The sequence below is a fragment of the Rothia terrae genome (assembly GCF_012396615.1).
Classification (GTDB): domain Bacteria; phylum Actinomycetota; class Actinomycetes; order Actinomycetales; family Micrococcaceae; genus Rothia; species Rothia terrae.
Genome location: NZ_JAAXPV010000001.1, coordinates 93,269 through 116,251 on the forward strand (window position 1 = coordinate 93,269; position 22,983 = coordinate 116,251).

The 22,983-nt window shown below is 52.5% G+C and carries 18 protein-coding genes and 1 tRNA gene; 3 read left to right on the top strand and 16 right to left on the bottom strand.

The window, feature by feature from the left end; all coding sequences use genetic code 11:
- Nucleotides 1–120: 120 nt before the first annotated feature.
- The 6 genes from atpB to HF984_RS00460 all read right to left on the bottom strand — a co-directional run bounded on the left by atpB (nt 121) and on the right by HF984_RS00460 (nt 6,469).
- Nucleotides 121–912, bottom strand: coding sequence for a F0F1 ATP synthase subunit A (atpB, locus tag HF984_RS00435; protein ID WP_168613710.1), 792 nt, complete (start codon nt 910–912; stop codon nt 121–123).
- A 99-nt stretch (nt 913–1,011) separates the two neighbouring features.
- Nucleotides 1,012–1,278 carry a hypothetical protein gene (locus tag HF984_RS00440; protein ID WP_168613711.1) on the bottom strand — a complete coding sequence of 89 codons (267 nt, stop codon included), beginning with the start codon at nt 1,276–1,278 and terminating at the stop codon, nt 1,012–1,014.
- Between the two features lie 2 nt (nt 1,279–1,280).
- Nucleotides 1,281–1,739: a hypothetical protein gene (locus HF984_RS00445; RefSeq protein ID WP_168613712.1), complete on the bottom strand. Its 459-nt coding sequence runs from the start codon at nt 1,737–1,739 to the stop codon at nt 1,281–1,283.
- Nucleotides 1,729–2,739, bottom strand: a complete 1,011-nt coding sequence (locus tag HF984_RS00450; RefSeq protein WP_168613713.1) for an MraY family glycosyltransferase — start codon at nt 2,737–2,739, stop codon at nt 1,729–1,731. Before HF984_RS00450 ends, HF984_RS00445 begins: the two co-directional genes overlap by 11 nt.
- A gap of 11 nt (nt 2,740–2,750) precedes the next feature.
- Entirely contained in the window at nt 2,751–4,586 is a 1,836-nt protein-coding gene (locus tag HF984_RS00455; RefSeq protein ID WP_343947411.1) for a polysaccharide biosynthesis protein, read from the bottom strand.
- Nucleotides 4,587–4,588: 2 nt separating this feature from the next.
- Nucleotides 4,589–6,469 carry a glycosyltransferase gene (locus HF984_RS00460; RefSeq protein ID WP_168613714.1) on the bottom strand — a complete coding sequence of 627 codons (1,881 nt, stop codon included), beginning with the start codon at nt 6,467–6,469 and terminating at the stop codon, nt 4,589–4,591.
- Nucleotides 6,470–6,752: 283 nt separating this feature from the next.
- Here HF984_RS00460 and HF984_RS00465 point away from each other — a divergent pair, with 283 nt between their 5' ends.
- Nucleotides 6,753–7,823: an NAD-dependent epimerase/dehydratase family protein gene (locus tag HF984_RS00465; protein WP_168613715.1), complete on the top strand. Its 1,071-nt coding sequence runs from the start codon at nt 6,753–6,755 to the stop codon at nt 7,821–7,823.
- Nucleotides 7,824–7,900: 77 nt separating this feature from the next.
- On the opposite strand, the gene HF984_RS00470 is transcribed toward HF984_RS00465, so the two are convergent.
- The 9 genes from HF984_RS00470 to argS form a co-directional block, all read right to left on the bottom strand.
- Nucleotides 7,901–8,926: an L-threonylcarbamoyladenylate synthase gene (locus HF984_RS00470; protein WP_228008193.1), complete on the bottom strand. Its 1,026-nt coding sequence runs from the start codon at nt 8,924–8,926 to the stop codon at nt 7,901–7,903.
- 47 nt (nt 8,927–8,973) lie between these two features.
- Nucleotides 8,974–9,864 carry a peptide chain release factor N(5)-glutamine methyltransferase gene (gene prmC, locus HF984_RS00475; protein WP_168613717.1) on the bottom strand — a complete coding sequence of 297 codons (891 nt, stop codon included), beginning with the start codon at nt 9,862–9,864 and terminating at the stop codon, nt 8,974–8,976.
- Between the two features lie 6 nt (nt 9,865–9,870).
- Nucleotides 9,871–10,950, bottom strand: coding sequence for a peptide chain release factor 1 (gene prfA / locus HF984_RS00480; RefSeq protein WP_168613718.1), 1,080 nt, complete (start codon nt 10,948–10,950; stop codon nt 9,871–9,873).
- 120 nt (nt 10,951–11,070) lie between these two features.
- Nucleotides 11,071–13,200, bottom strand: coding sequence for a transcription termination factor Rho (gene rho, locus HF984_RS00485; RefSeq protein ID WP_168613719.1), 2,130 nt, complete (start codon nt 13,198–13,200; stop codon nt 11,071–11,073).
- A 392-nt stretch (nt 13,201–13,592) separates the two neighbouring features.
- Nucleotides 13,593–14,612 carry a homoserine kinase gene (gene thrB / locus HF984_RS00490; RefSeq protein WP_247596378.1) on the bottom strand — a complete coding sequence of 340 codons (1,020 nt, stop codon included), beginning with the start codon at nt 14,610–14,612 and terminating at the stop codon, nt 13,593–13,595.
- 106 nt (nt 14,613–14,718) lie between these two features.
- Nucleotides 14,719–15,819 (bottom strand): threonine synthase, encoded by a 1,101-nt coding sequence (gene thrC / locus HF984_RS00495; protein ID WP_168613720.1) that lies wholly within the window; start codon nt 15,817–15,819, stop codon nt 14,719–14,721.
- A 56-nt stretch (nt 15,820–15,875) separates the two neighbouring features.
- Nucleotides 15,876–17,171, bottom strand: a complete 1,296-nt coding sequence (locus HF984_RS00500; protein ID WP_168613721.1) for a homoserine dehydrogenase — start codon at nt 17,169–17,171, stop codon at nt 15,876–15,878.
- Between the two features lie 161 nt (nt 17,172–17,332).
- Nucleotides 17,333–18,817 (bottom strand): diaminopimelate decarboxylase family protein, encoded by a 1,485-nt coding sequence (locus HF984_RS00505; protein WP_168613722.1) that lies wholly within the window; start codon nt 18,815–18,817, stop codon nt 17,333–17,335.
- Nucleotides 18,818–20,479 (bottom strand): arginine--tRNA ligase, encoded by a 1,662-nt coding sequence (gene argS, locus HF984_RS00510; RefSeq protein WP_168613723.1) that lies wholly within the window; start codon nt 20,477–20,479, stop codon nt 18,818–18,820. It abuts the gene before it with no gap.
- 241 nt (nt 20,480–20,720) lie between these two features.
- Here argS and HF984_RS00515 point away from each other — a divergent pair.
- Both HF984_RS00515 and HF984_RS00520 read left to right on the top strand, forming a co-directional pair.
- Nucleotides 20,721–20,793 (top strand) — tRNA-Arg (locus HF984_RS00515).
- Between the two features lie 239 nt (nt 20,794–21,032).
- Nucleotides 21,033–21,917 (top strand): alpha/beta hydrolase, encoded by an 885-nt coding sequence (locus tag HF984_RS00520; RefSeq protein ID WP_168613724.1) that lies wholly within the window; start codon nt 21,033–21,035, stop codon nt 21,915–21,917.
- On the opposite strand, the gene HF984_RS00525 is transcribed toward HF984_RS00520, so the two are convergent.
- Nucleotides 21,914–22,954: a GNAT family N-acetyltransferase gene (locus tag HF984_RS00525; protein ID WP_168613725.1), complete on the bottom strand. Its 1,041-nt coding sequence runs from the start codon at nt 22,952–22,954 to the stop codon at nt 21,914–21,916. The two genes, HF984_RS00520 and HF984_RS00525, sit on opposite strands and share 4 nt — an antisense overlap.
- Nucleotides 22,955–22,983 lie beyond the last annotated feature (29 nt).

Consider the following 22,983-nt stretch of genomic DNA (forward strand, 5'->3'; position numbering starts at 1 on the left):
TTTCAACAGCGTTCAAACGTACGGGATGTGTGTGCTTGAACGGAGCTTTTATGAGGGTATATAACACTCGCCTAGATGCGAGTTGCTTTATTCGTTGCGGGGTTCCGCAAGAAAATTTTATTAGTGACCTTCTGAAACTGAACCCTGAAGGTATACAGCAAGCAGAAGGGTAAAGATGTAAGCCTGGATAACCTGAATCATCAACTCTAGGAAGAAGAGGAACAGACCCAAAGCGGTAGGAGCAATAGCTCCAACAGCGGCGATACCACCGAGCTGAGTTGCCATGTAAGCAACGAGTGAGGCTGCAACCATCATTGCCAAGTGACCACCGAACATGGTCGCGAACAGACGCAATGCGTGAGTAACGGGACGAATGATGAGGTTAGACAGCAGTTCGATCGGGACGAGGATGATGTATAGAACCGGGGGCACGCCGGGAGGCATGGTCAGGTCCTTGAAGAAGGCACCCAGCCCCTTGCGCTTGATGCCAACGCCAACCCACACCAAAAACGCAATAATTGCGATTGCGTATGCGCTACCTGCGTGAGAGAAGGACGGCAACTGAACCAGAGGAATTGAGCCGTACAGGTTGTTCACCAAAACAAAGAAGAAAGAGGTGAATAGTAAAGGCACAAATGGCTTGAAGTGGTGAACACCAATCAACTGCTTACCCAATGAGTTACGTGTGAACAGATAACCTGACTCAGCCAAGAACTGGGTGCGTGAAGGCACCATCGCCCGCTTGCGACCAGCGGCGAGGAAGAACCAGCTCACGATGACAACTGAAAGCAGAACAAGAAGCATCTGCTTGCCAAAGCCAAACGAACCGATTTGGAAGAAGTCGGGAAGATGCATTTCTTCTACAGTGGGCGCGGTATACCCCGCTGCGACAACTAGCCCGTTTGAAATCAAGGCAAGTTCCTTTCTTGCAGTGTGCGTACGCTGTAGTTGACTGCATCCATTGCAGACAACGTCGTATTGTCAAAGTTTGATGTGTATGGCCAATAAAAATCAGCGTTTATGATCTGAACTGCTCTGCGACATGTAGTAATAGACAAGATAAAACCCGCCAAAAGCACCAATAAGTGCCCCTACCCAAACAATCCATGTGGTTCCAAAAAGCTTGTCAAGCCCAAAGCCTACCAAACTCCAGAAAGCAATGCCGATTATGACATAGAGAAGTGTCATGATTGCACCGGATAATCCGCCGCCAGAGACCAGCTCCCCCGTGGTACGAAGTTTAACTTTGTCTGCATCCTGGTAATGTGAACGAGTCACGTCTAATCTCCCAAATGCTTCGCGGCTGAACCGTCATGGTCATCAAAGTACAAAATTCTCATTTTCATGATGGTTATCATTTCCACGACAAGCCAAACTGTCACGGCACAAATAGCTCCAGCAAGCATCCAACCGTTTTTAATAGCTGATGGCCAAGAAAACCCTAACAGAGCGATTCCCAAAACGAACACCTTTACTACATAGGTTGCTACTAGAGCGCGTGCTGCATTCGCCATAGAACGACGTTCTGTAATGGAGACTACAACAATACCAATACTAAAGCATAGATAGATTAAAAGTGAACCCGCCAAAAATGCCAAGGAACCTTCGTATCCCCTAGTAACTCCGCCGATCGCTAGCCCTAGCAGGGTGACTGCCCCTAAATACTTACTCACGTTGAGAAAAATATTTTTCCACGATATTCCAGAGCCGATAGAAGCCGCTGAACCGCTAACGCTCACGTCGCGTCACTTTCCTCAAAAAAGTAGGTAACGACAGGTAGCCTGCGATGATTAGAACGACCGCAAGCCCCGCCCAGACAGCTTGCTGAGTCTGGAACGGCAAGGCAACGATCGTAATGACGGAGACCAGTGCAGATACGCCGTTGACGATGAGGGCACTCCCAATATGCGAAACACCATAGTCAGTGAGTTGCTGATACACATGGGTGCGATGCGGTTTGTACCATTGCTCGCCTCGCAGCATGCGCTTGAGAAGCGTAAAACCGGTATCTGCCAAATAAATCAACACCGGAGAGAGAATGTACTCTACGTAGATACCTGCTAAGAATGCACCAACTGCCATGCAAGCGATAGCTCCACCCAGGAAGTAAGAACCAGCGTCCCCCAAAAATACGTTTTTACCCGTTCGGACATTCCAGGGTAAGAAAGCTGTGTATCCTGCGGCCAGTGCCGCGCCACCCACCATCAACCACTGGGTATCTGTCTGCACACCTGCATAAGCGTAAAAAACGCCAACCATCAAGCCGTGCAAACCCGAAATGCCGTTGACGCCATCCATAAAGTTAGCCACATTGATGTAGGCAGCAATGGCAAATACACCTACCGGAATCCACCAGATAGCCGTATTCAAAATGAAGGTCAGAGCTACGGTCACCGCAATGCCAATGAGCAACTGGACGCTGAAGCGTTTGAGAATGCCCACGCCTCGCAAATCCTCAAACCAACCCAGGATGCCAGCAAGCACAGCCCCAGCAAGCACTACCAGTGCTACTGAACGGTCAACAGCGATCAGCCCCAGCAACAACGACACAAAATACGTAGCAGCTACCGCGATAGCAGTAGCTAATCCCATGCCGCGAAAGGCCGGCTCACTATGAGATGAACGAGCGGTTGGCAAATCAACTAAGTTCCAGCGGTGGAGAAGAGGTCGCACAGCAAATGGCAACAGCAACCCCAGAACACCGGCGCACAGCGCAGGGAAAACCAGTGAAAAGTTCATGTTATACTCCCCTACTTCTTCACGGTGTAGGTGCGATGATCAAGGTAGTTCTCGTACCATGCTGAGTAATCCAAGGATGCCGGGCTCTTCGGCTCAGCATGAGTGTGAGAAATAAACGGGTTACGATCACTTACTTCAAAGTCCTCGCTCTGCCCGAACAACACCTCATCGAGTTTTTCACCGGCTCTTAATCCGGTGACCTTAATTTCCACGTCATAGCGTTCGTAAGTACGAATCAGATTTTCAGCAACGTTATAAATTTTGACGGGTTCGCCCATGTCAAGGACCATCACCTCACCAGGAGCACCGATCGCCCCTGCCGTCATCACCAGCAAACAAGCATCCGGAATAAGCATGAAGTAGCGGGTAGCCTCCATATCGGTGACCGTAATCGGACCGCCATCCATAATCTGACGGGTGAACAGCGGCTTGATCGAACCTCGAGAGCCAAACACGTTGCCAAATCGCACCGATACATAGCGCTTGCCCGTTTGATCGCCAAACCAACTGGTCAACATCTCAGCAGTCAGTTTTGACTGACCTAAAGCGGTAGTGGGGTCTGCAGCTTTATCGGTTGAAACATTCACGAAAACTTCAACCTCTACTTCAGATGCAGCCTGAAGAACATTTCGAGTTCCCAAGGTATTGGTTTTCCACGCTTCTTCGGGGTATGCCTCAAGAGCGGTCACATGCTTGAGTGCAGCCGCGTGAAATACAACCTCAGGTTTACGTTCAGAAAAAACTTTATGCAAGGCGTCCTGATCACGAATATCAGCCAAGATTACTGACGGATCGTTCAGATTAGAATCGCCCCAAATGGTGTAACGGGTATCCATCAAAAGAGTTTCATCACGATCCAGCATCATGAGTTCTGACGGATTGTAATCAACAATCTGACGGCACAGCTCAGAACCAATCGATCCCCCCGCGCCAGTCACCAACACTCGCTTACCGGTGATGTACGAACGGATGTCCTCATCTTTAATCTGATAGTCAATCTTGCCGCGAATACCCTCAATGACGTGACGATTGATATCTTTCACGTTATCTTCGTTGAGACCAGAGATATTGGACAGAATGTTTTTTACCCGATAGACATCTACGCCAAGCTCGCGCATGGACTGACGGATTCGCGAAAATTTGGTGTCACGAATATCGGTCATCGCCACGAACACTTTGGTCGCGTGGTAACGCTTGACCAGCGACGGCAAATCAGCTCCGGTACCCAACACTGACACTGACTGGATGCGGGCATTTCGCAATGAAGGATCATCATCGACAATAGCTACGGGACGGTAGGTGCCGTTAGTATCCGACATCAAATTGGACACCAGTGCACGTCCTACAAAACCTGCACCGTACACAATCACCGGTTCAGAATGTTCGTAGCTGGGACGGTTGGTGAAGTCCTCGATAATACGCTTGATATAGCGCAGAACCATCATCAACAGCAGCGCAAAGGGGAAGGCGATTAGAATGACCGAGCGAGGCACATCAATATGCCACGCAAACATCAGCAAAATTCCCAGCATCAGAACCGTTACCACAACGGTCACCGGGTAGAGAATCTTACCCTCGGCAAAAGAACCGTAGCTGTAGCGTCCTCGATACAAACCGCAGGCAGCGCCAATACCAATCTGCAAAGCAATAGCCGTCACGATGACAATGAGGATTCCGCTAGGGCTAATTGCTCCCAGATGCCCACCGTAGCGCAAGGCAAAGCCAATAGGCAGAGCAACCATCCAAGCTACTGAGTCAAGCAGAACCTGAACATACTTCCACCAGTTTTTACGTTCATATCCCGTATTCACGACGGGAACTGTTGTGGTGTTTACGTTTTCAGGCACCGTTATTTTCCTTTACGAAATACCGTGACAGCGTTCTTGTTTTGACCGATGAGCTTTCGGTACAAGTTCTTGCGTAGCTCAACAGGCATAGCTCGATATCCCACTCTAACTACCATATTTTTAACCAGCTGAGGCGCAGAAATAAACTCGCCCGTGTATAAGCGGTGCTGGATTTCTATATCTTTTGAGAGGGCTTGTGCCCCACCGCGACGCTGGTAGGCCCCTTCACCGACACGGTACTTCACGAGGGGAACCGTCAGGTTGTCCATGCGGTACCCGCGCTGGGTGAGCCGAGCCCACAGCCAGTAATCTTCCGCTCCGGTAACATGCTCATAACCGCCCACGGCGTCCACTGCTGATTTACGCAAAACCACGGTGGGGTGCATGATGGGGTTACGAGTCATCAAGACTTTTTTCAGTTTTTCACTACCCGTTAGTGCTTCTCGCGAAGTTTCCGGGGCATCGGATTTCCCATCGAATTCAACCATCGCAGAACCTAGTACTGCCAAGTCGCCAGCTGCTATCACAGGAATCTGCTGTTCAAAACGGGCGGGCAACGAGATATCGTCGGCATCTGCTCGTGCCACAATATCGTAGGAGCAGTAACGAAGGCCCTCGTTCAATGCTGCCGCTAACCCCGCGTTGTAGGGCAAAGTCACCACGGTCATAGGGCAGATTTCACCGGCGGTTGAACGAGACTTCCAGCGCTCAATTTCTTCTGCTAGCTCGCGTGAAATTTCACCGTCCACGACAAGTACCAGCTCATCTGGTCGTACTGTCTGCTCATCAATACTTGACATCAAAGCTTGCTGTAGGTGATGCGCAGTGTCACCGGAATAAACGCTCATGAGAAGCGAAAACTTCTGCTCAACCGGCTCTAGATGATGAGCTGTCAGCGGTAGCTGAGGTTCATAGACGCCCTGCAAAAACGCCGTGTTGTCTCTAAAGTTCCGCGCCGCATCCTTAAGCCCCTGTAGAAGGTAGCCCGCGTAGGTTCTCTTCTCGGCGGTATTGAGCAAGGTGGTGACCCACAGTCGGGCAGTTGAACCGCCGTAGAGAACCTTCTCCCATGAGGCCAGAGTACGGCGACGGGTAAAGACCCATAGCTTATTACGCACATCATTATAAAAACGAGGGCCGGGATCAGAATTCGTGTTCCCTGCGTTTTTAGTATGATGCCACGCCACCGATTGATCAGTTGAAATACCGTCGCGGTGGTGAATCAGACGCGTTGAATATTCAAAATCATCGTTCCAGATAAAGAACTCTGCAATGGGCAGACCGTATTGACGCATCACTGAAGCGTCCATCAATAAAGAAACAAAGGAGCCAGATCGAATAGGGCGAGCGTTAATCGCGTTAGCTTGTGTATGTTTTTCAGCCCCAGCCCCAATCATCGTTCGCGGCGTGTTCATGGGGTGGTCGGTGCCGTCATCCCACACTACTTTGGATGCGACCACCGCAGGACGTTGCAGGCGTACAGGTGAATAGTTCTCCCACGCCGCAAGAGATTCCGCCAATGTGTTGTCAGTAGGTTCGGTGTCATCGTCCATAACCCACACTAAATCAGCGCGGTGTTGAGTGAGCGCGCGATCAATACCAACAGTAAAACCACCGGCACCGCCCGTATTCTTGGATAGGTTGATAATATCTACCGCTACGGGGAGATCTAACTCTGCCAAGTACTGAGCGGTCTCATCGGTCGAAGCGTTATTAACAATCACCACGGTATCGGGCACGCGCTGAGCTTCAATAATGCCAGAAATGGTCTTCTTGAGAAGCTCTAGACGGTTGTAGGTGACGACGACGGCAACCACACGATCATGCAACACAGGTAGTTCATGTGCATACGAATCCACTAATACCTGTGAATGGTTCTGCATAGGTTACCCAATACCTTTCTGGATCTTCTGACAGTAGCTACATGCTGTGAAGCTGCTGCGCTCAACGTGGTTCAAGAATTGTGCTTTGGTGAGCCAGTATTTATTAGCTGTAGCAAGTCTACCCAAACTGTCTGAATAGATTCTGTCTAAATCTCAGATTTCCGTGGAGTACACCGGACAAATCTTCGTGGTTTTGCCCTCATTATGTGCAAGAGTTGAAGGTAAGTATTCAAGGTATCGCGTTTTATATCGTAATGCCACAATCTAAGGAGCTACCTACCCTATGAGTTCTTCCTCCTGGAAAGTTATCGGTGCGAGCGGTTTTGTGGGGTCTTCCATTCTTGCCCGTTTACGTGCCGAGGGTATCGATGCTGATCCTATCGAAGCACCTCGTCTTGCAACCCACACCACGAATGTGCAGCAACTCGTCAAAGAGGCTCGCAACCTTGAATCGATTATCGATAATTTAGCGGATTCTTTTGCCGGTGCTGAAGTTATTGTGAATGCTTCCGGTCTTGCGGCTCCTTCTCAGCAAGATGCCGCTCCACTCATCGGCGCGAACGCTCTTTTGCCGGCTGTTATCGCTATCGCGGCTCAGCGTACAGGTGTTAAGCGACTGATCCACATGAGTTCGGCAGCGGTGCAGGGTAATACTAAAACGTTGGATGCGTCCCCTCGCACCGATCCCTTCTCTGAGTACTCTTTCTCTAAGGCTTTGGGTGAAGAAGCGCTACTCTACTTGCGTGCTTTTATTCAGGAGACCGCAGCTGCTGGTGTAGCGCCCGGCTCTGAGCAGTCACAGTTTCCTGCCGCTCCAGCTGCTGCACCTGTTCAGGTTTCAGCTCACCATGCACTAGAGCTGTGTATTATTCGCGCAACTTCTGTAATGGGCCGTGGCCGTCGTACCACCGAAGCTTTTGCGAAAATCGCGTCCTCTCCCCTGGCTTCCGTAGCTTCTGGTGATCGCAAGTCACCGATTACCTCAAACTATGCACTGGCAGAATTCACCGTCATGATTGGCCAGTTCCAGGGTGAGCTACCGCCCATCGTTTTGCAACCGTGGGAAGGCGCTACCACCTCTAGCGTGCTCATGGACGCAGGGCGCCGTTTTCCGCTCCGCCTTCCGGCTGCTCTCTGCAAGGTTGCGGTCTCAACCGGCTACGCCGTGTCACGCGCCTGTGGTGACCGTTTTCAGGCACCGGTACGCCGAGTAGAGCTGATGTGGTTTGGGCAAGACCAAGATGACTCGTGGACGCGCGCCAACTCTTTGGTTCCGACCTCTCGAGTCAGCGAAGTTTTGCGCGATGCCCATACTGCTCTTGGCAAAAAGCAGGATAAAAAGTACAGCAAATAATGAAAAATTTATAAAAAATACGGGGCGTTATCGCATCTAGCGATAACGCCCCGTATTTTTGTGTCGGCCAGGAATTCTTAGTCTTCGCCGAAAACTAAAGCGCGTGCGTCAGACACTGACAGAGGTTTTGTCTGATCTGAGACTCGTTTGGTATCGACAAAGTGCGCGCCCTCGGTGCGCAGCTGATCAATAGCTTGTGTTTGAGCCCCTGAAGCGGTGACCAGACCATTGAGGGGACTACCCGCTGACACTGGTGCCGCCTGACGGGCAGGCTTGATAGGTTCTACCGCGTCGTCATGGGGTGAGCCTGAATCTTTGCTCTCAGTTTCACCTGCCTGTGACTGCTCAACCGAGGATGCGGCAACGCTACCACCAGCATTTTGAAGTGAGGACTGGGCTGCCTGTCGCTTTTGCTCCTCCCATTCATCACGCGTCATAACGCTGGGAGCAACGGAACGAATTTCTGCTAGCGAGATAGCACCTTCTCGCACTACTACCGGGACATCGCCGGTGCAGTCAATAATGGTGGAAGGTGCAACATCTTGAGCCGCTGTGCCTTCAGCGCGGTTGCGTGGACGCATACCACCGTCGATGATGAGGTTGACGTTCTCACCCAATTGGCTGTTTGCTTCTTCAGCGGTAGTAGCGGCAGTACGTCCGGTCTTATTAGCTGATGAGACCGCCAGCGGCCCGGTCTGACGCAGCAACTCAATAGTGAGCTCATCATCGGGTACACGCAAAGCTACGGTGCCCTTGGTCTCGCCAAGATCCCAGGTCAACGAGGGCTGAGCATGACAAATCAGAGTCAAGGCACCGGGCCAAAAAGCATCGGCCAATGCCTGCGCATCGGACGAGATGCGATCAGCCAGCCCGGGCAATACCGAAGGATCATAGATCAAAACAGGAGGAGGCATTTGACGAGAGCGTCCCTTAGCAGCCAGCAAGGCGCGAACGCCACCGGCTGAAAAAGCATCGGCTGCAATGCCGTAAACAGTATCCGTGGGTACGACAATGACCCTGCCACCCTGCACGGCAGTAGCTGCCGCTGACAGTGCCTCGGCGCGTTCTTCAGAAGTCTCAACAGAAAAAATAGTTGCAGTCACGATTTCCATTCTTCCACGAAAATTAAGGAAGCCAAATCTCTTTCAGCTTATCCCAAGGGTTTGCGGCCGGCAGTGTGTCTCGGTTTACCCGCTAAATCATCAATCGATTGCACACCGGTAAACCCGAGATTCTTGAAGAGGGAGGCAGCAAGCTCACGTTGCGTTTCTGCGTGTTCCATTATGGCAAACCCACCGGGTTTCAGTAACTGATAAGCCCGATCCGCAATAGCTGAAGGTATCTTCATCCCGTCTTCGCTACCGCCAAAAAGCGCCAAGTGCGGATCGTGATCGCGCACCTCGGGGTCTTTAGGCACAGCCCCATTTGGAATGTAGGGAGGGTTCGTCACCACCACATCAACTTCACCGACCAGATGCTCAAGAGCATCAGTCGCATCCCCCTGAACCAGCTGAACACCCACAGGCTCAAGATTCAGCGCTGCCCAAGCACAAGCATCCTCGCTCAGTTCAACAGCGAACACCTGAGAACCAGGTATTTCAGTTGCTACAGAGGCAGCGATTGCGCCGGATCCTGTACATAAATCAACAACGACCGGATTTTCCAGGCTACGGAATCGCATATAGTCCAGGACATGATCAACCAGCAGTTCAGTCTCAGGACGCGGGGTAAAGACGCCGGGCCCCACTCTTAGCGTCAAATGCCTGAAGTATGCCTGTCCCGTCAAGTGCTGTAGCGGCACCCTCGCGCCGCGTTCGCTGACCAGTTCAGCAAAACCAGCAGGAACAGCAGTACCTGTAAGAGCCATGGACTGGATGCGTCCACGAGAGACGTCCTCCCCCAACTCACTCGACACAAGATGCGCAGCGATCAACTGTGCATCCACCAAACCAGAATCAATACCGGCGCTCTGAAGATACGCGCCAGCCCGGTGAAGGGCTGAATCAAGCTCTTCACCGGGCTGATACACAAAATCGCTCACGAGCTCTTATTTCTCCTGGCCCAGAGCCTCGAGTCGGTGAGCTTCGTCCATCTCAATCGCGGACTGGATCACCGGGTCAAGAGCACCGTCAATCACAGCGTCAAGGTTGTATGCCTTGTAGCCGGTGCGGTGATCAGCGATGCGGTTTTCAGGATAGTTATAGGTACGAATACGTTCTGAACGATCCATAGTACGCACCTGAGATGCTCGGTGCGCTGCGTTTTCAGCGTCAATCTGCTCCTGCTGGTGGGCGAGCAGACGGGCGCGAAGAACTCGCATTGCAGCTTCGCGGTTCTGCAACTGTGACTTCTCGTTCTGCATTGCTACCACGATGCCGGTGGGCAGGTGGGTAATACGGACAGCGGAGTCGGTGGTGTTCACAGACTGACCGCCGGGACCGGATGAACGGTAGACGTCAATCTTCAGATCGTTCTGGTTGATCTCGATTTCGTCGGGTTCATCAACTTCGGGGAAGACAAGAACGCCAGCCGCTGAGGTGTGGATGCGGCCCTGTGACTCGGTCGCGGGAACGCGCTGCACACGATGCACGCCACCTTCGTACTTCAGGTGAGCCCAAACGCCCTCGGCGGGATCGTTGGAGTTACCCTTAATTGCAACCTGAACGTCCTTGTAACCGCCGACATCGGTCATGTTCGACTCGATAATCTCGGTCTTCCAACCCTTAGTTTCAGCGTAACGGGTGTACATACGCAAAAGGTCGCCAGCGAACAAGGAAGCTTCGTCGCCACCTTCGCCGCCCTTAACTTCGAGAATGACGTTACGGCCATCATCCGGGTCGCGAGGAATTAACAAGCGACGGAGTTTCTCTTCTGCCTCGGGAATCTGAGCTTCGATCTCTTCAACTTCAGCTGCGAACTCGGGATCCTCGTCCGCCATTTCTTTCGCTGCTTCGAGGTCGCCTTTAAGACCTTCGTAACGCTTATGCGCCTCAACAATACCGTTGAGTTCTGAGTAACGACGTCCCAGCTTGCGAGCTTTTCCCTGGTCAGCGTGAACCGCGGGGTCTGCCAGCTGCTGCTGAATATCAGCGTGTTCATCAAGCAGAGTCTGAATTGAATCAAACATTTTATGCCTTCTTTTATCTGAGTCAGCGCACCGAGCCTTGTACCACGGCGCGCTCAAAAAAAATTTGTGGACTGACGCTAATGAGCACCGCGGTGATGTTCCGCGGTGCACATCAAGCTGCTAGTCGTTGTAGCCCTTGAACTGTGACTTCTGCACAGAGAGCAAGAATTCTACGTTTGAGCCGGTGTCACGGAGCTTGGTAGTCAGCAGGTTCAGTGCCTGCTCCTGCTCCATGCCCGCCAGAACTCGGCGAAGACCCCACATAATCTTGACTTCTTCAGAAGACAGCAGGTTCTCTTCGCGACGGGTACCCGATGCGTTAACGTCGACTGCGGGGAAGATTCGCTTGTCAGCCAACTGGCGTGAGAGGCGAAGCTCCATGTTGCCGGTGCCCTTGAACTCTTCGAAGATGACCTCATCCATCTTTGAGCCGGTCTCAACCAGAGCGGTTGCCAAAATGGTGAGCGAGCCGCCTTCTTCGATGTTGCGAGCTGCGCCGAAGAACTTCTTGGGCGGGTACAGAGCTGCTGAGTCCACACCACCGGAGAGGATGCGTCCTGATGCCGGTGCCGCGAGGTTGTAAGCACGTCCCAAGCGGGTCATAGAATCCAGCAGAACAACAACGTCGTGACCCTGCTCTACCAGACGCTTAGCGCGCTCGATAGCCAGTTCAGCAACAGTGGTGTGATCTTCTGCGGGACGGTCAAAGGTCGAAGCAATAACTTCGCCCTTGACGGTGCGCTTCATGTCGGTCACTTCTTCAGGACGCTCATCGACCAAAACCATCATGAGGTGAACCTCGGGGTTGTTGGTGGTGATAGCGTTTGCGATTGACTGCAGCATCAGAGTCTTACCTGCCTTAGGAGGTGAGACAATCAGACCGCGCTGACCCTTACCAATGGGAGCCACGAGGTCAACCACGCGAGTACCAATCTTCTTAGGCTCGGTTTCCAGACGCAGTCGCTCCTTGGGGTACAAGGGGGTCAGCTTTGCGAAATCGCGACGAGTCTTTGACTCTTCAGGGCTCAAACCGTTGATTGAGGTCAGCTGAACCAAAGCGTTGAACTTCTGGCGACTGTTGTTCTGGTTATCACCATCGCGAGGTGCGCGAATAGCACCCACTACAGCATCGCCCTTACGCAGGCCGTAGCGCTTGACCTGAGCCAGTGATACATAGACATCGTTGGGGCCGGGCAGCCAGCCTGAAGTACGCACGAAAGCGTAGTTGTCCAGGACGTCCAAGATACCCGCTACAGGTACAAGAACATCGTCCTCGGTAATCTCGGGCTCGTCGTTGTCATTGCGACGGTTACGACGCTCGCGACGTTCCTGGTTGCGGTCACGACGGTTGCGGTTACGGCGGTTGCGGCGATCATCGTCATCGGGGCCGTTGTTATCGCGGTTGTTACGCTCCGACTTATCGTTGCGATCAGACTTTTCGTTCTTCTCGCTCTTGTCATCGTTGTTGCGCTCGCGACGGTCGTTATTACGATCATCACGGTTGTTGCGCTCACGGCGGTTACGACGCTCGTTGCGCTCGTTCTTATCGCTGCGTTCGTTCTTGTCGTGACGCTCGCTCTTTTCAGCGTTTTCGTTAGGCGCTGATTCGTCGTTGGAGGCGTCGTCCTTCTTAGCCTCTGACTGCGATGATTCTGCGGCCTCGTTAGCTGAATCGTCAGTCTTCTTGCGACGACTGTCTGAACGTGAACGAGTGCGACGGTTAGTGTTCTCTGAAGAGTTTTCTTCTGAGGACTCAGCGTTCTGCTTGTTGTCTTCGGCCTGGGTATTCGCAGTGTTTTCTGAAGTTTCAGAAGTAGCTTCTACTGTGTTGCCGGTTGAGCTTGCACGACGGTTACGACGTTTGCGAGCGGGCTTTTCTGCCTGTTCAGTCTGCTCGCTCTGAGCCTCGGGAGCTGCTGCTTCAGTAGCAACCTGCTCGCCATTGTCCTGCGCTGATTCACTCTGCGCTTTATCAGCAGCAGTTTTACGCGTGGAACGCTTACGAGCGGGCTTCGAGGAGTTCTCGCTAGCTTCGGTGCTAGCGGTAGCCTCCGGGCGATCAGCCACAGATGAGCCACGCTGGTGAGCGGTAATAGCCTCTACCAAATCTGACTTGCGCATGCGGCGGGCGCCAACGATGCCAAGTTGCGATGCGAGAGACTGCAGCTGAGCAAGTTTCAGGGTGCTCAGGCTAGGGGTCTTGTTTTCGGTGGTGTCCGCACCAGTGTTCTGGTCGGTGGATTCTGCCACGAATGGTCCTTCCCTGGAATGGTCGGTTGGTGGGCAACGCGTACAGATGCGTGCCGGTGCAATGATGCGATGAGTTTCCCGCCCACAGCGTTAGCAGTCTTTCTCAGGTTCAAGAAAGTTCACCAAGAGCTGGTTCACAACGATGCCTGAAACTATTGGCATGAACATCCAGATTCAACGAGTAAATCGGGTGCCGTCACAGGGATTTGTATGCGCGCGATGAGCTAAAGGAAAACTAAAGACAAGTGTTCTAGATGTTCGCACGGCTATGCTCTAACACTCAAAACATTTTGCACGGTGCGCTGTTGATGATTTACTACTTTCAGAAGAAGTAAATCTTGCGTGAGCAACATCAGAAGTTGCTCAATAACAGCTGAAGTCAACGTGCCAATTTATTTGGCGGATGCGTTTTCTTCTCGTGTAACTATAACACCTTTGGTGTCGATTTCGACAGGTAGCACACGCCACACCAGCTTTCGCTGATCAAAGATGGATGCTGGTGATGTTTGGCTGAAGTGCTCGATGGTGGAAATAACGTTTTCACGCTCTTCTTGACCACGTGCAAATACCATAACGGTGGGGCCAGCACCCGAGATAACTGCCGGGTATCCGTGGCCGCGAAGCACCGCTACCAGGGATGCGCTGGGCTTCATTGCGGTGGCACGGTAAGACTGGTGAAGCAGATCTTGGGTGGCTGCAAACAGGTATTCGGGATAACTGCTCAACGCCTGGCTCAGGAGGGCCGCGCGTCCTGAGTTTGCAGCTGCATCGCGGTGTGGGACGGTCTCGGGAATCAGCCCTCGCGCGACTTTAGTGGGCACCTCATAATCAGGAATAGCCACAACGGGCTTGATGTCAGGGTGTACTGCTACCGGCAGAGAATGCCACCCCTCATTATCACCATAAGAAATGACAAGGTTTCCATACAGCGACGGAGCCACATTGTCAGGATGCCCCTCCATGCCGGAGCAAATCTGCAAAACAGCGTCCTCGCTCAGACGAACTTCTTCAGGGAGCAGTGCATTTGCGGCAGCAACACCTGCAACGATAGCTGAAGCTGAAGATCCCATGCCACGTGAATGCGGAATGCGATTATGCGCCGTGATGCGTAAAGTAGGGAGCTCGAAGAGGCCAATAGCCTTCCACGCGGTTTGCATCGCCTTTACCACCAAATGCGAGGCGTCCTGAGGAACCTCATCGGCACCCTCCCCCGACAGCTCAAACTCAAGACCTTCTTCAATACGAGTAATCGTCAACTCATCAAAATACGCCAAAGACACACCCAGAGAGTCATAGCCGGGGCCAAGATTAGCGCTAGATGCCGGCACGTGCACGGTTACGGAGGTGCCCACCGGAATAATATCTGGGGTGTACTGAGCCTCGTTAGAACCGTCAATCATAGGAATAGTCATGGGAAAACCTTTAAAATTTGAGCCAGAGATAACCTTGAGTTTAAGCAAAAAAGGGAAAGCGCGTGACCTGACGCAAAGGCGGTCGCGCACTTTCCCTCAGCACTGTTTATGCCAGTCCGAGCGCATCCGCTACCGACACAACATCGAAGTCTACCTTGGTGGGCTGAATATCAGAACCATCAGCATTCTTCAAAGCCCACTGCGGGTCTTTGAGTCCGTGACCGGTCACGGTAATCACGATGGTTGAATCCTGAGGAGCCTCGCCAGCCTCAAACTTCTTCAGCAGACCAGCAACGCCCGCAGCTGAGGCGGGTTCGCAGAACACACCTTCTTTCGACGAGAGCCAGCGATGAGCTTCAAGGATTTCCTCGTCAGTCACAGAGTCAATCAAGCCACCTGACTCGTCGCGAGCAGCTTCAGCCTGAGCCCAAGACGCAGGATTACCGATACGAATTGCCGTTGCAATGGTTTCTGGCTCATCAACGGGGTGACCCAAAACAATGGGAGCTGCGCCTGCAGCCTGGAATCCCCACATCTTAGGACGCTTGGTTGCTACGGGTTCTAGCACGTTACCGTCGCGGTCCTCCCACTTCTCTGAGTATTCTTTGTAACCCTTCCAGTAAGCGGTGATGTTACCGGCATTGCCCACGGGAAGCAGGTGGTAATCGGGGGCATCGCCCAAAGTGTCAACGACCTCAAAAGAACCGGTTTTCTGACCCTCGATACGGTAAGGATTAACCGAGTTCACCAGGAACACGGGATAGTTATCGGCCAGTTTGCGCGCAATTTCAAGGCAGTTATCAAAGTTGCCGTTAACCTGTAGAAGGTCAGCTCCGTGTGCAATAGCCTGAGAAAGCTTGCCCAAAGCGATCTTGCCTTCAGGCACCAATACAGCACAGCGCAAACCAGCTTGGGTTGCATACGCTGCAGCAGAAGCTGAGGTATTACCGGTTGAAGCGCAGACAACAGCCTGAGCACCTTCAGCTTTAGCCGCAGTAATTGCACTGGTCATACCGCGATCCTTGAAAGATCCGGTAGGGTTCATGCCCTCAAACTTGATGTAGACCTTGTTCCGGGTATGAGCGCTCAACGCCGGAGCGTAAATAAGCGGGGTGCCACCCTCGCCCAGAGTTACAGCCTCAACATCATCGCCGAAAGGAAGGCGATCTCGGTATTCATTAACTACGCCCTGCCACACATGCGCCATGGGGTGCCTCGTTTCTTACAAAAATAACTAATAAGGATCAAAAACGGATGAGAGGGTTACTCGCCCTCAACGCGAATGACGCTGGTAATCTCCCGCACGGTATCGAGCGCATCCACCACTGCCATACACTTCGTGAGGTCGGCATCAGTAGCTCGGTGAGTCACGATGCGAATAGAGCTGATGCTGTTTTCTTCATCGCCAGATAAGTGGTTCTGACGGATGGTCTGAATGGACACCGAGTGCTCTGCAAAAATGCGAGTAATGTTCGCCAGCACACCAATCTTGTCCTCGACCTCAAGACCTACCGAGTAGCGAGACACCACGTACTTCATCGCGGTTGCCTGCAAAGAGGCGTGCGACGATTCGGGAATACCGGGACCACCCAGAACCATGCGGCGGGCAATCGACACAAAGTCACCCAGCACTGCCGATGCGGTGGGTGCGCCACCTGCACCGGGACCGTAGAACATGAGTTCACCGGCGTTATCTGCCTGTACAAAAACAGCGTTGAAAGCATCGTGAACAGATGCCAACGGATGCTTACGAGGAACCAAGGTTGGATTGACTCGAATGTTCACGCCATCACCATCGCGTTCACACACTGCAAGTAACTTGATAACAAAGCCATCAGCAACCGCGGCCTCAACATCATCTGCTGTCACAGATGTAATGCCCTCAATATGAACATCGTCAATAGTGAATTCAGAATGGAATGCAAGGGAGGCAACAATAGCCGCTTTAGAAGCAGCATCGTGACCCTCAACATCGGCAGTGGGATCAGCCTCGGCATAGCCCAAACGCTGGGCCTCAGCGAGCGCATCCTCAAACTGAGCACCGGTGGTATCCATCTGATCAAGAATGTAGTTGGTGGTGCCGTTCATAATGCCCAGAACACGCGTGACATTATCGCCTGCCAGCGAGTCGCGCAGCGGGCGAATAATCGGGATAGCACCTGCCACTGCCGCTTCATAAGAAAGTTGAGCACCGGTCTTTTTGGCAGCCGCCTGCAACTCCATGCCGTGCTTAGCAAGCAAAGCCTTATTCCCTGAGACAACAGATTTTCCGCCGGTCAACGCTCGCAATATACGGGTGCGAGCCGGTTCAATACCGCCGGTCAGCTCAATCACGACATCAGCAGCGTCAATCAACGCATCAGCATCGGTGGTGTATAACGATGCATCAACCTCAAAGTGACGCTTAGCTGAGGTATCGCGAACAGCAATACCAATCAGCTCAACAGGCGCACCAATTCGCTGCGCCAAAGTCTCGGCATCCTGCAGCAGCATGCGAGCTACTTGCGAACCCACATTTCCGGCTCCCAAAAGGGCTACCTTGATGGCCTGATTATTCATGCATCACTCCCGTGATTAGATAAAAAATGTTGAATATTTCGCTGATATACAACTGTAGTGGGCAAAACTTTTTAAAAGCTTTACCCACTACATTATGGTGCAGTATTACACGCATTACCGTATGTTGAGCTCACATTCTAAACTGTGAGATGAACAGGCGGTTAGACAAGGCCCATATCGCGGCGAAGCATATCCTCTTCGGTTTCGCGTCGAACGATTTCTCGAGGTGCTTTATCTGCGCTGGTTGTTACAACGCCCGGCTTCGTCAGGTAGTTGTAGTTAGAGCTCAGCGCAAAGCAGTACGCACCGGTGGCGGGAACCGCTAGAATATCGCCCGCCTGCAAATCTTCGGGCAAATAAACGTAGCGAACCACAATGTCGCCGGACTCGCAGTGCTTACCCACCACGCGTGAGAGAACCTGCTCTCCGGCGGGTGTACGGTTAGCCAGTGTTGCAGTGTAGTCAGATTCGTAAAGAACCGGACGCGCGTTATCGCTCATACCGCCATCGACCGACACGTAGCGACGTACGCGGGTATCACCGTTTTCATCCTCAATAGAAACGTTCTTGATAGTTCCTACTGTGTAGAGAGTGATGCCCGAGGGGCCGGCAATGGAACGACCGGGCTCAAATGACAGGTGAGGAATATCCATACCCAAATTTGCGCAAGTCTTCGAAACCATATCAGCTAACGAAGTAGCCACATCTGCAGAACCGCGAGGATGATCCTCTTCGGTGTAACCAATACCGTAGCCGCCGCCCAAATCAATCTCAGGCATAGTAATACCAAAGCGCTGATTCATCTCGTGCATGAAAGTCAGCACCTTCTCAGCTGCCTTACCAAAACCATCAGCCTCAAAAATCTGAGAACCAATATGGCAGTGTAAACCGCGCAGGTCCAGGGACTGCTCGCGATGAGCAATAGCTACGGAAATTGCCGCATAGCAATCATCGGCGTCCAGGCCTAGCTCAAATAGTTCTTCCAATGACAGACCTGAAAGACCGCTCGTACCCTCCACCAGCGACTGACCGAATTTTTGATCCTCATGCGCTGTAGCAATGAAGTCGTGAGTGGACGCGTGCACGCCGGGTGTCAGACGAAGCATGATAGGAGCAACGGCACCCATCTCAGCTGCCACCTGGGCAATCAACTGTACCTCGGGCACCGAGTCAGCAACGATGCGTCCAACCTTATTTTCCAGAGCACGACGAATCTCAGCCACCGACTTGTTATTGCCGTGAAGAGCGATGCGATCCCCCGGCACTCCGGCACGAAGTGCTATGCCCAGCTCGCCGCCGGATGCAGTATCAATATTGAGACCTTCTTCTTTCGCCCAAGCAGCTACCGCCGTTGTCAAGAAAGCCTTGCCCGCGTAGTAGACCGAAACCTCGGCACCGTGGGCTGAAAAAGCGTCCTCGAAAGCAGTGCAAAACTCGCGAGCGCGGGCACGGAAGGTGTCTTCAGAAAAGACATACTCGGGGGTGCCGAATTTTTCCGCCAACTGGCTGACACGAACGCCGTCCACGGTGAGCTCACCGTTATCGGCGCGGTCAAAGGACTGCGTCCAAATGCGGCGATCTAGCTCAGCGGGGTTTTCTGGGTAGGTCAGCCACTCAGGCTTGTATAAAGCTGCTTCTGCACCCATTTACATCTTCTCCGGAGCAGTCACGCCAACCAGACCCAGTCCGTTAGCGAGTACCTGGCGAGTAGCGTCATTGAGCCACAGGCGGGTACGGTGCAGATCCGAGACCTCTTCTTCGTCCTGCGGTGCAACGCGGGAGTTACCATACCAGCGGTGGTAGGCACCAGCCAGAGTTTCGAGGTAGCGAGCTACACGGTGAGGTTCGCGGAAGTTAGTCGCTTCTTTCACCGCATTCGGGTACTGGCCGAGAACAGCCAACAGCTCTGAGTCAGCGTCCGAGTCAAGCAAGGACGCGTCAAAAGCTGTACGTTCAACGCCAGCGGTCGCAGCGTTTCGAGCAACAGCACAGGTACGAGCGTGAGCGTACTGCACGTAGAAGACAGGGTTCTCGTTGGACTGCTTGGTGAGCACGTCAAGGTCGATATCGATGTTTGAATCAACCGAGTAACGGGTCAGTGAGTAACGCGCCGCGTCAACGCCCACAATGTCGACGAGGTCTTCCATGGTCACAACGGTACCTGCACGCTTTGACATGCGGACGGGCTTACCGTCCTTGACCAAGTTCACCATCTGGCCGATCATGACCTCAACCATATCGGGATCATCACCGAGAGCAGCAGCTGCCGCCTTCAAACGCGCAACGTAACCGTGGTGGTCAGCACCCAGCATGTAAATAGCCAAGTCAGCAGGGTTTTCAGGACGCTTGGTCTTATCTTGGAAGTACGCAATATCGCCAGCGATGTAGGCAGCGTTACCATCTGACTTGATAACAACACGGTCCTTATCATCACCAAAGTCAGTTGACTTCAGCCACCATGCGCCATCCTTGAAGTAAAGGTTCTCTGACTCCTTCAGCTTCTCAAGGAGTTCTTCGACCTTGCCGTTTTCGAACAGTGAATTCTCGTGGAAGTAAACATCAAAATCAACGCCGAATTCGTGCAGTGACTTCTTAATATCACCGAACATGAACTCAACACCGGCAGCGCGGAAAACTTCCTGAGGGTCCTCAGACTCCAGGGCACCGGGATTAGCCTCAAGCACACGGTTAGCGATGTCGGTGATATACTCTCCACCGTAACCGTCCTCAGGCGCAGCCTCGTTCTTAGCACGAGCCAGCAACGAACGAGCGAAACGGTCAATCTGGCCACCATGATCGTTGAAGTAGTACTCACGCACAACATTCGCGCCTGAAGCCTCAAGGACGCGTGCCAGCGAGTCGCCAACAGCTGCCCAGCGGGTACCGCCCAAGTGAATGGGGCCGGTGGGGTTAGCAGACACAAATTCGAGGTTGATGGTCTTGCCCTCAAGCTCGGTTGTCGTGCCGAAAGACTTACCAGCCTCCACAATAGTCTTTGCCAGTTCGCCAGCAGCAGCCGCATCCAGAACAATATTCAAGAAGCCAGGACCTGCGATATCAACCTTCGTCACGCCATCAATCTGCTGAATGCGCTCGGAGAGAATAGTCGCTACCTCACGCGGGTTCTTACCGACCTTCTTAGACAGCTGCAAAGCAATGTTGGTAGCCCAGTCACCGTGGTCACGGTTCTTAGGACGCTCAACCTTAACCTGCGGGCGATCAGCGCCCTCAACAAGTTCAAGCTGACCTTCAGCCAGCGCTTCATTCAAACTATTTTCAATTGCGAGTGATAATTCTTCGGGAGTCATACCCTCAGTCTACCCGCACATCGCCCTTTGATAACAGCTGAAACAGGGCAAGACTTGGTCACTTGCCCTCCTCATCTGGTAGTATGGCGGGGTGTTATACCGGTAGGTGTGGCGGCTACACTCGTAGCTCAGCTACGCATTGATTTTCCGAGCAAGCGAGGAAACAAAAATCAAGGCGTAGAACAAAGCGCCAGCTTTGCCATCCGCTGAGCTACCACCGGCAAAACTAAAATAAATATAGGCCCCCGTAGCTCAGTGGATAGAGCACAGGTTTCCGGTACCTGGTGTCGAAGGTTCGATTCCTTTCGGGGGCACATAACATCCCAGTACAGATTTTTCTGTGCTGGGATTTTTTCTTGGCCACGCGCTAACCCTCGAGATCCTGTTTTGTCGCCGAAATCCTGGTATAAATCAGGATTTCGGCGACAAAACAGGATCTCGGCTCATAACAGCCGCATGTACGCGTCCTTTTTGAATATGATGGTGGTCTCATGAATCCTGAGATTCTTGCTGATTGAACCACTACCCCCGTTGATTGGAGCGAGCCCTTCTAATGACACCGCTCACCGGTTTCTACACACCTAACAACGACGTCAGTCATGCCTTCGATTTCTACCCGCCGCAAGCATCCTTGCACGGTACTGAACGGGCACCTCTCATGATTTATATTCACGGAGGAGCGTGGCGTTACGGTGATAAAAGTAGCGCGGAAAATTCACTGTCCGGTGCGCATAAACTCCGCATCGCATTTACTGCAGCTGGCTTTGCGGTTGCCTCGATCAATTATCGTCTCTCTGACATCGCTCAGTTTCCCGCACAGTTGCACGATGTGAAAGCCGCCGTTAGGTACTTCAAAGAACACGCTTTAGAGCTAGGCATTGATGCGTCCCGCATCGTCGTTGCTGGTGGCTCAGCCGGCGGGCACTTGGCTCAACTCTTGGCTGGTACAGGCCACTTGAAAGATGCGTATTTAGAAGGTGCGGCTCCTGATACTTTGTCAGATATTCAAGCTGCGATTAGCATCTACGGGGTCAGTGATTTGCGCACGATTTTTGATGACCGAGTAGCTTGCGGTTTTAGCGGCGAACACCCAGAAGATGGAGACGCTGAAAAGCTACTTTTGGGCAGTGCTTACCCTGCGCCCCGTGGTTCTGATGCTGAGCAGGCGTGGGCTACCGCGCATCCTATTGACTATGCTCAGCTGGCAAGCCCAAGCGGCACACACCAGCACGCGCCCCTATTCTTCGTACACGGTACTGCAGATTCTTTGGTTCCGTGGAATCAATCATCCAAAGCATTTACAGCACTAGAGAAACACGGCATCGAGACGCAATTGAAATTAGTAGAGGACGCAGAACACGGCGATCCCGCGATTTACGCGAATCCCCTGCTGCTACAGCAGATTGTTGCGTGGTCGATCGTGCAGGTAGGGCTTTAGTCCGCCACTATCTCGACTTCAAACCCCTGGGAGTTCTCAAGGTAGAGAGCCATATGTTGCGAACCTCCTGCATGAGGGTAACTCTGCCCAAACAGCTCTTCCCAACCGTGTTGACGGGCATCAGAGCGGACTCGGTCCAACATATCCTTCTCACGAACCCTAAACGCTATATGGTTTAGACCTGCGTTCATACGGTTATGACACGCTTGCACATCAGGTGATTGTTCGAGGACGCAGTAGGTAGAGCTTATCGGGTCTTGGAAAGAGACCCCGTTGGTCCAGTTATCTAAAACCCTCCACCCTAGTTGTCGAAATAGCCAGGTCCACGCAGGAAGATCGTGAGAAAAATCTGAAACCCATAGCTCAATATGGTGTAATCCGCCATTGCGCGCGACACGTGTAGGGCCAGTCGCTAAGCGGCCGGCTGTAATGACGTCTACAGGCGTTCCATCTACCAGAAACTTTTCACGCTCGCACCCTTCAACGCTGAAACCGGCGAATTGAGCGACAGATGCTGAGGTAGGGTTATTAGCCCGATATCCCAGTTCAAGTCTGCGCAAGCAAGGACTCGGTTGAGCTACAAGCTCCGATATATCAGCAGTCATTAAATCACTAGTGCCGAGCTCGGTATTCCCTAAAGCCCAGTCACACACCTGCTTGACAAGGTGTTTCATAATGCCTGAACCGCGTAAGGGTGGCACGTTCCAATAAAACACCCATCCCCAATCGAAACCTGAATCGGATATCCCGGAGTACGTCACGCCGATAGCCCCTACCGGTTGCCTGTTAGCTTGAACGCACCACACAGCTCGTTCTGCAGACATCGCATACTGTTCGGCAATAAGGCGACGCGCATCTTCGGCAGAGACCAGTTCATCCATTTGACGATGGATATCAGGATTCTGAACGTAAGCGTCTAGAAGTCCTTGCGCGTGACGTTCATTCCACATGGTCAGAAGAAAATCAGTCATGTCTTCGCCCTCTCTACCCTGTGTTCTAAGAATCTTCTCACGTTCTGCGCCCGCGCTGTGGCTCATAGTCAAATTTGACCTGCTCGCACTAAAAT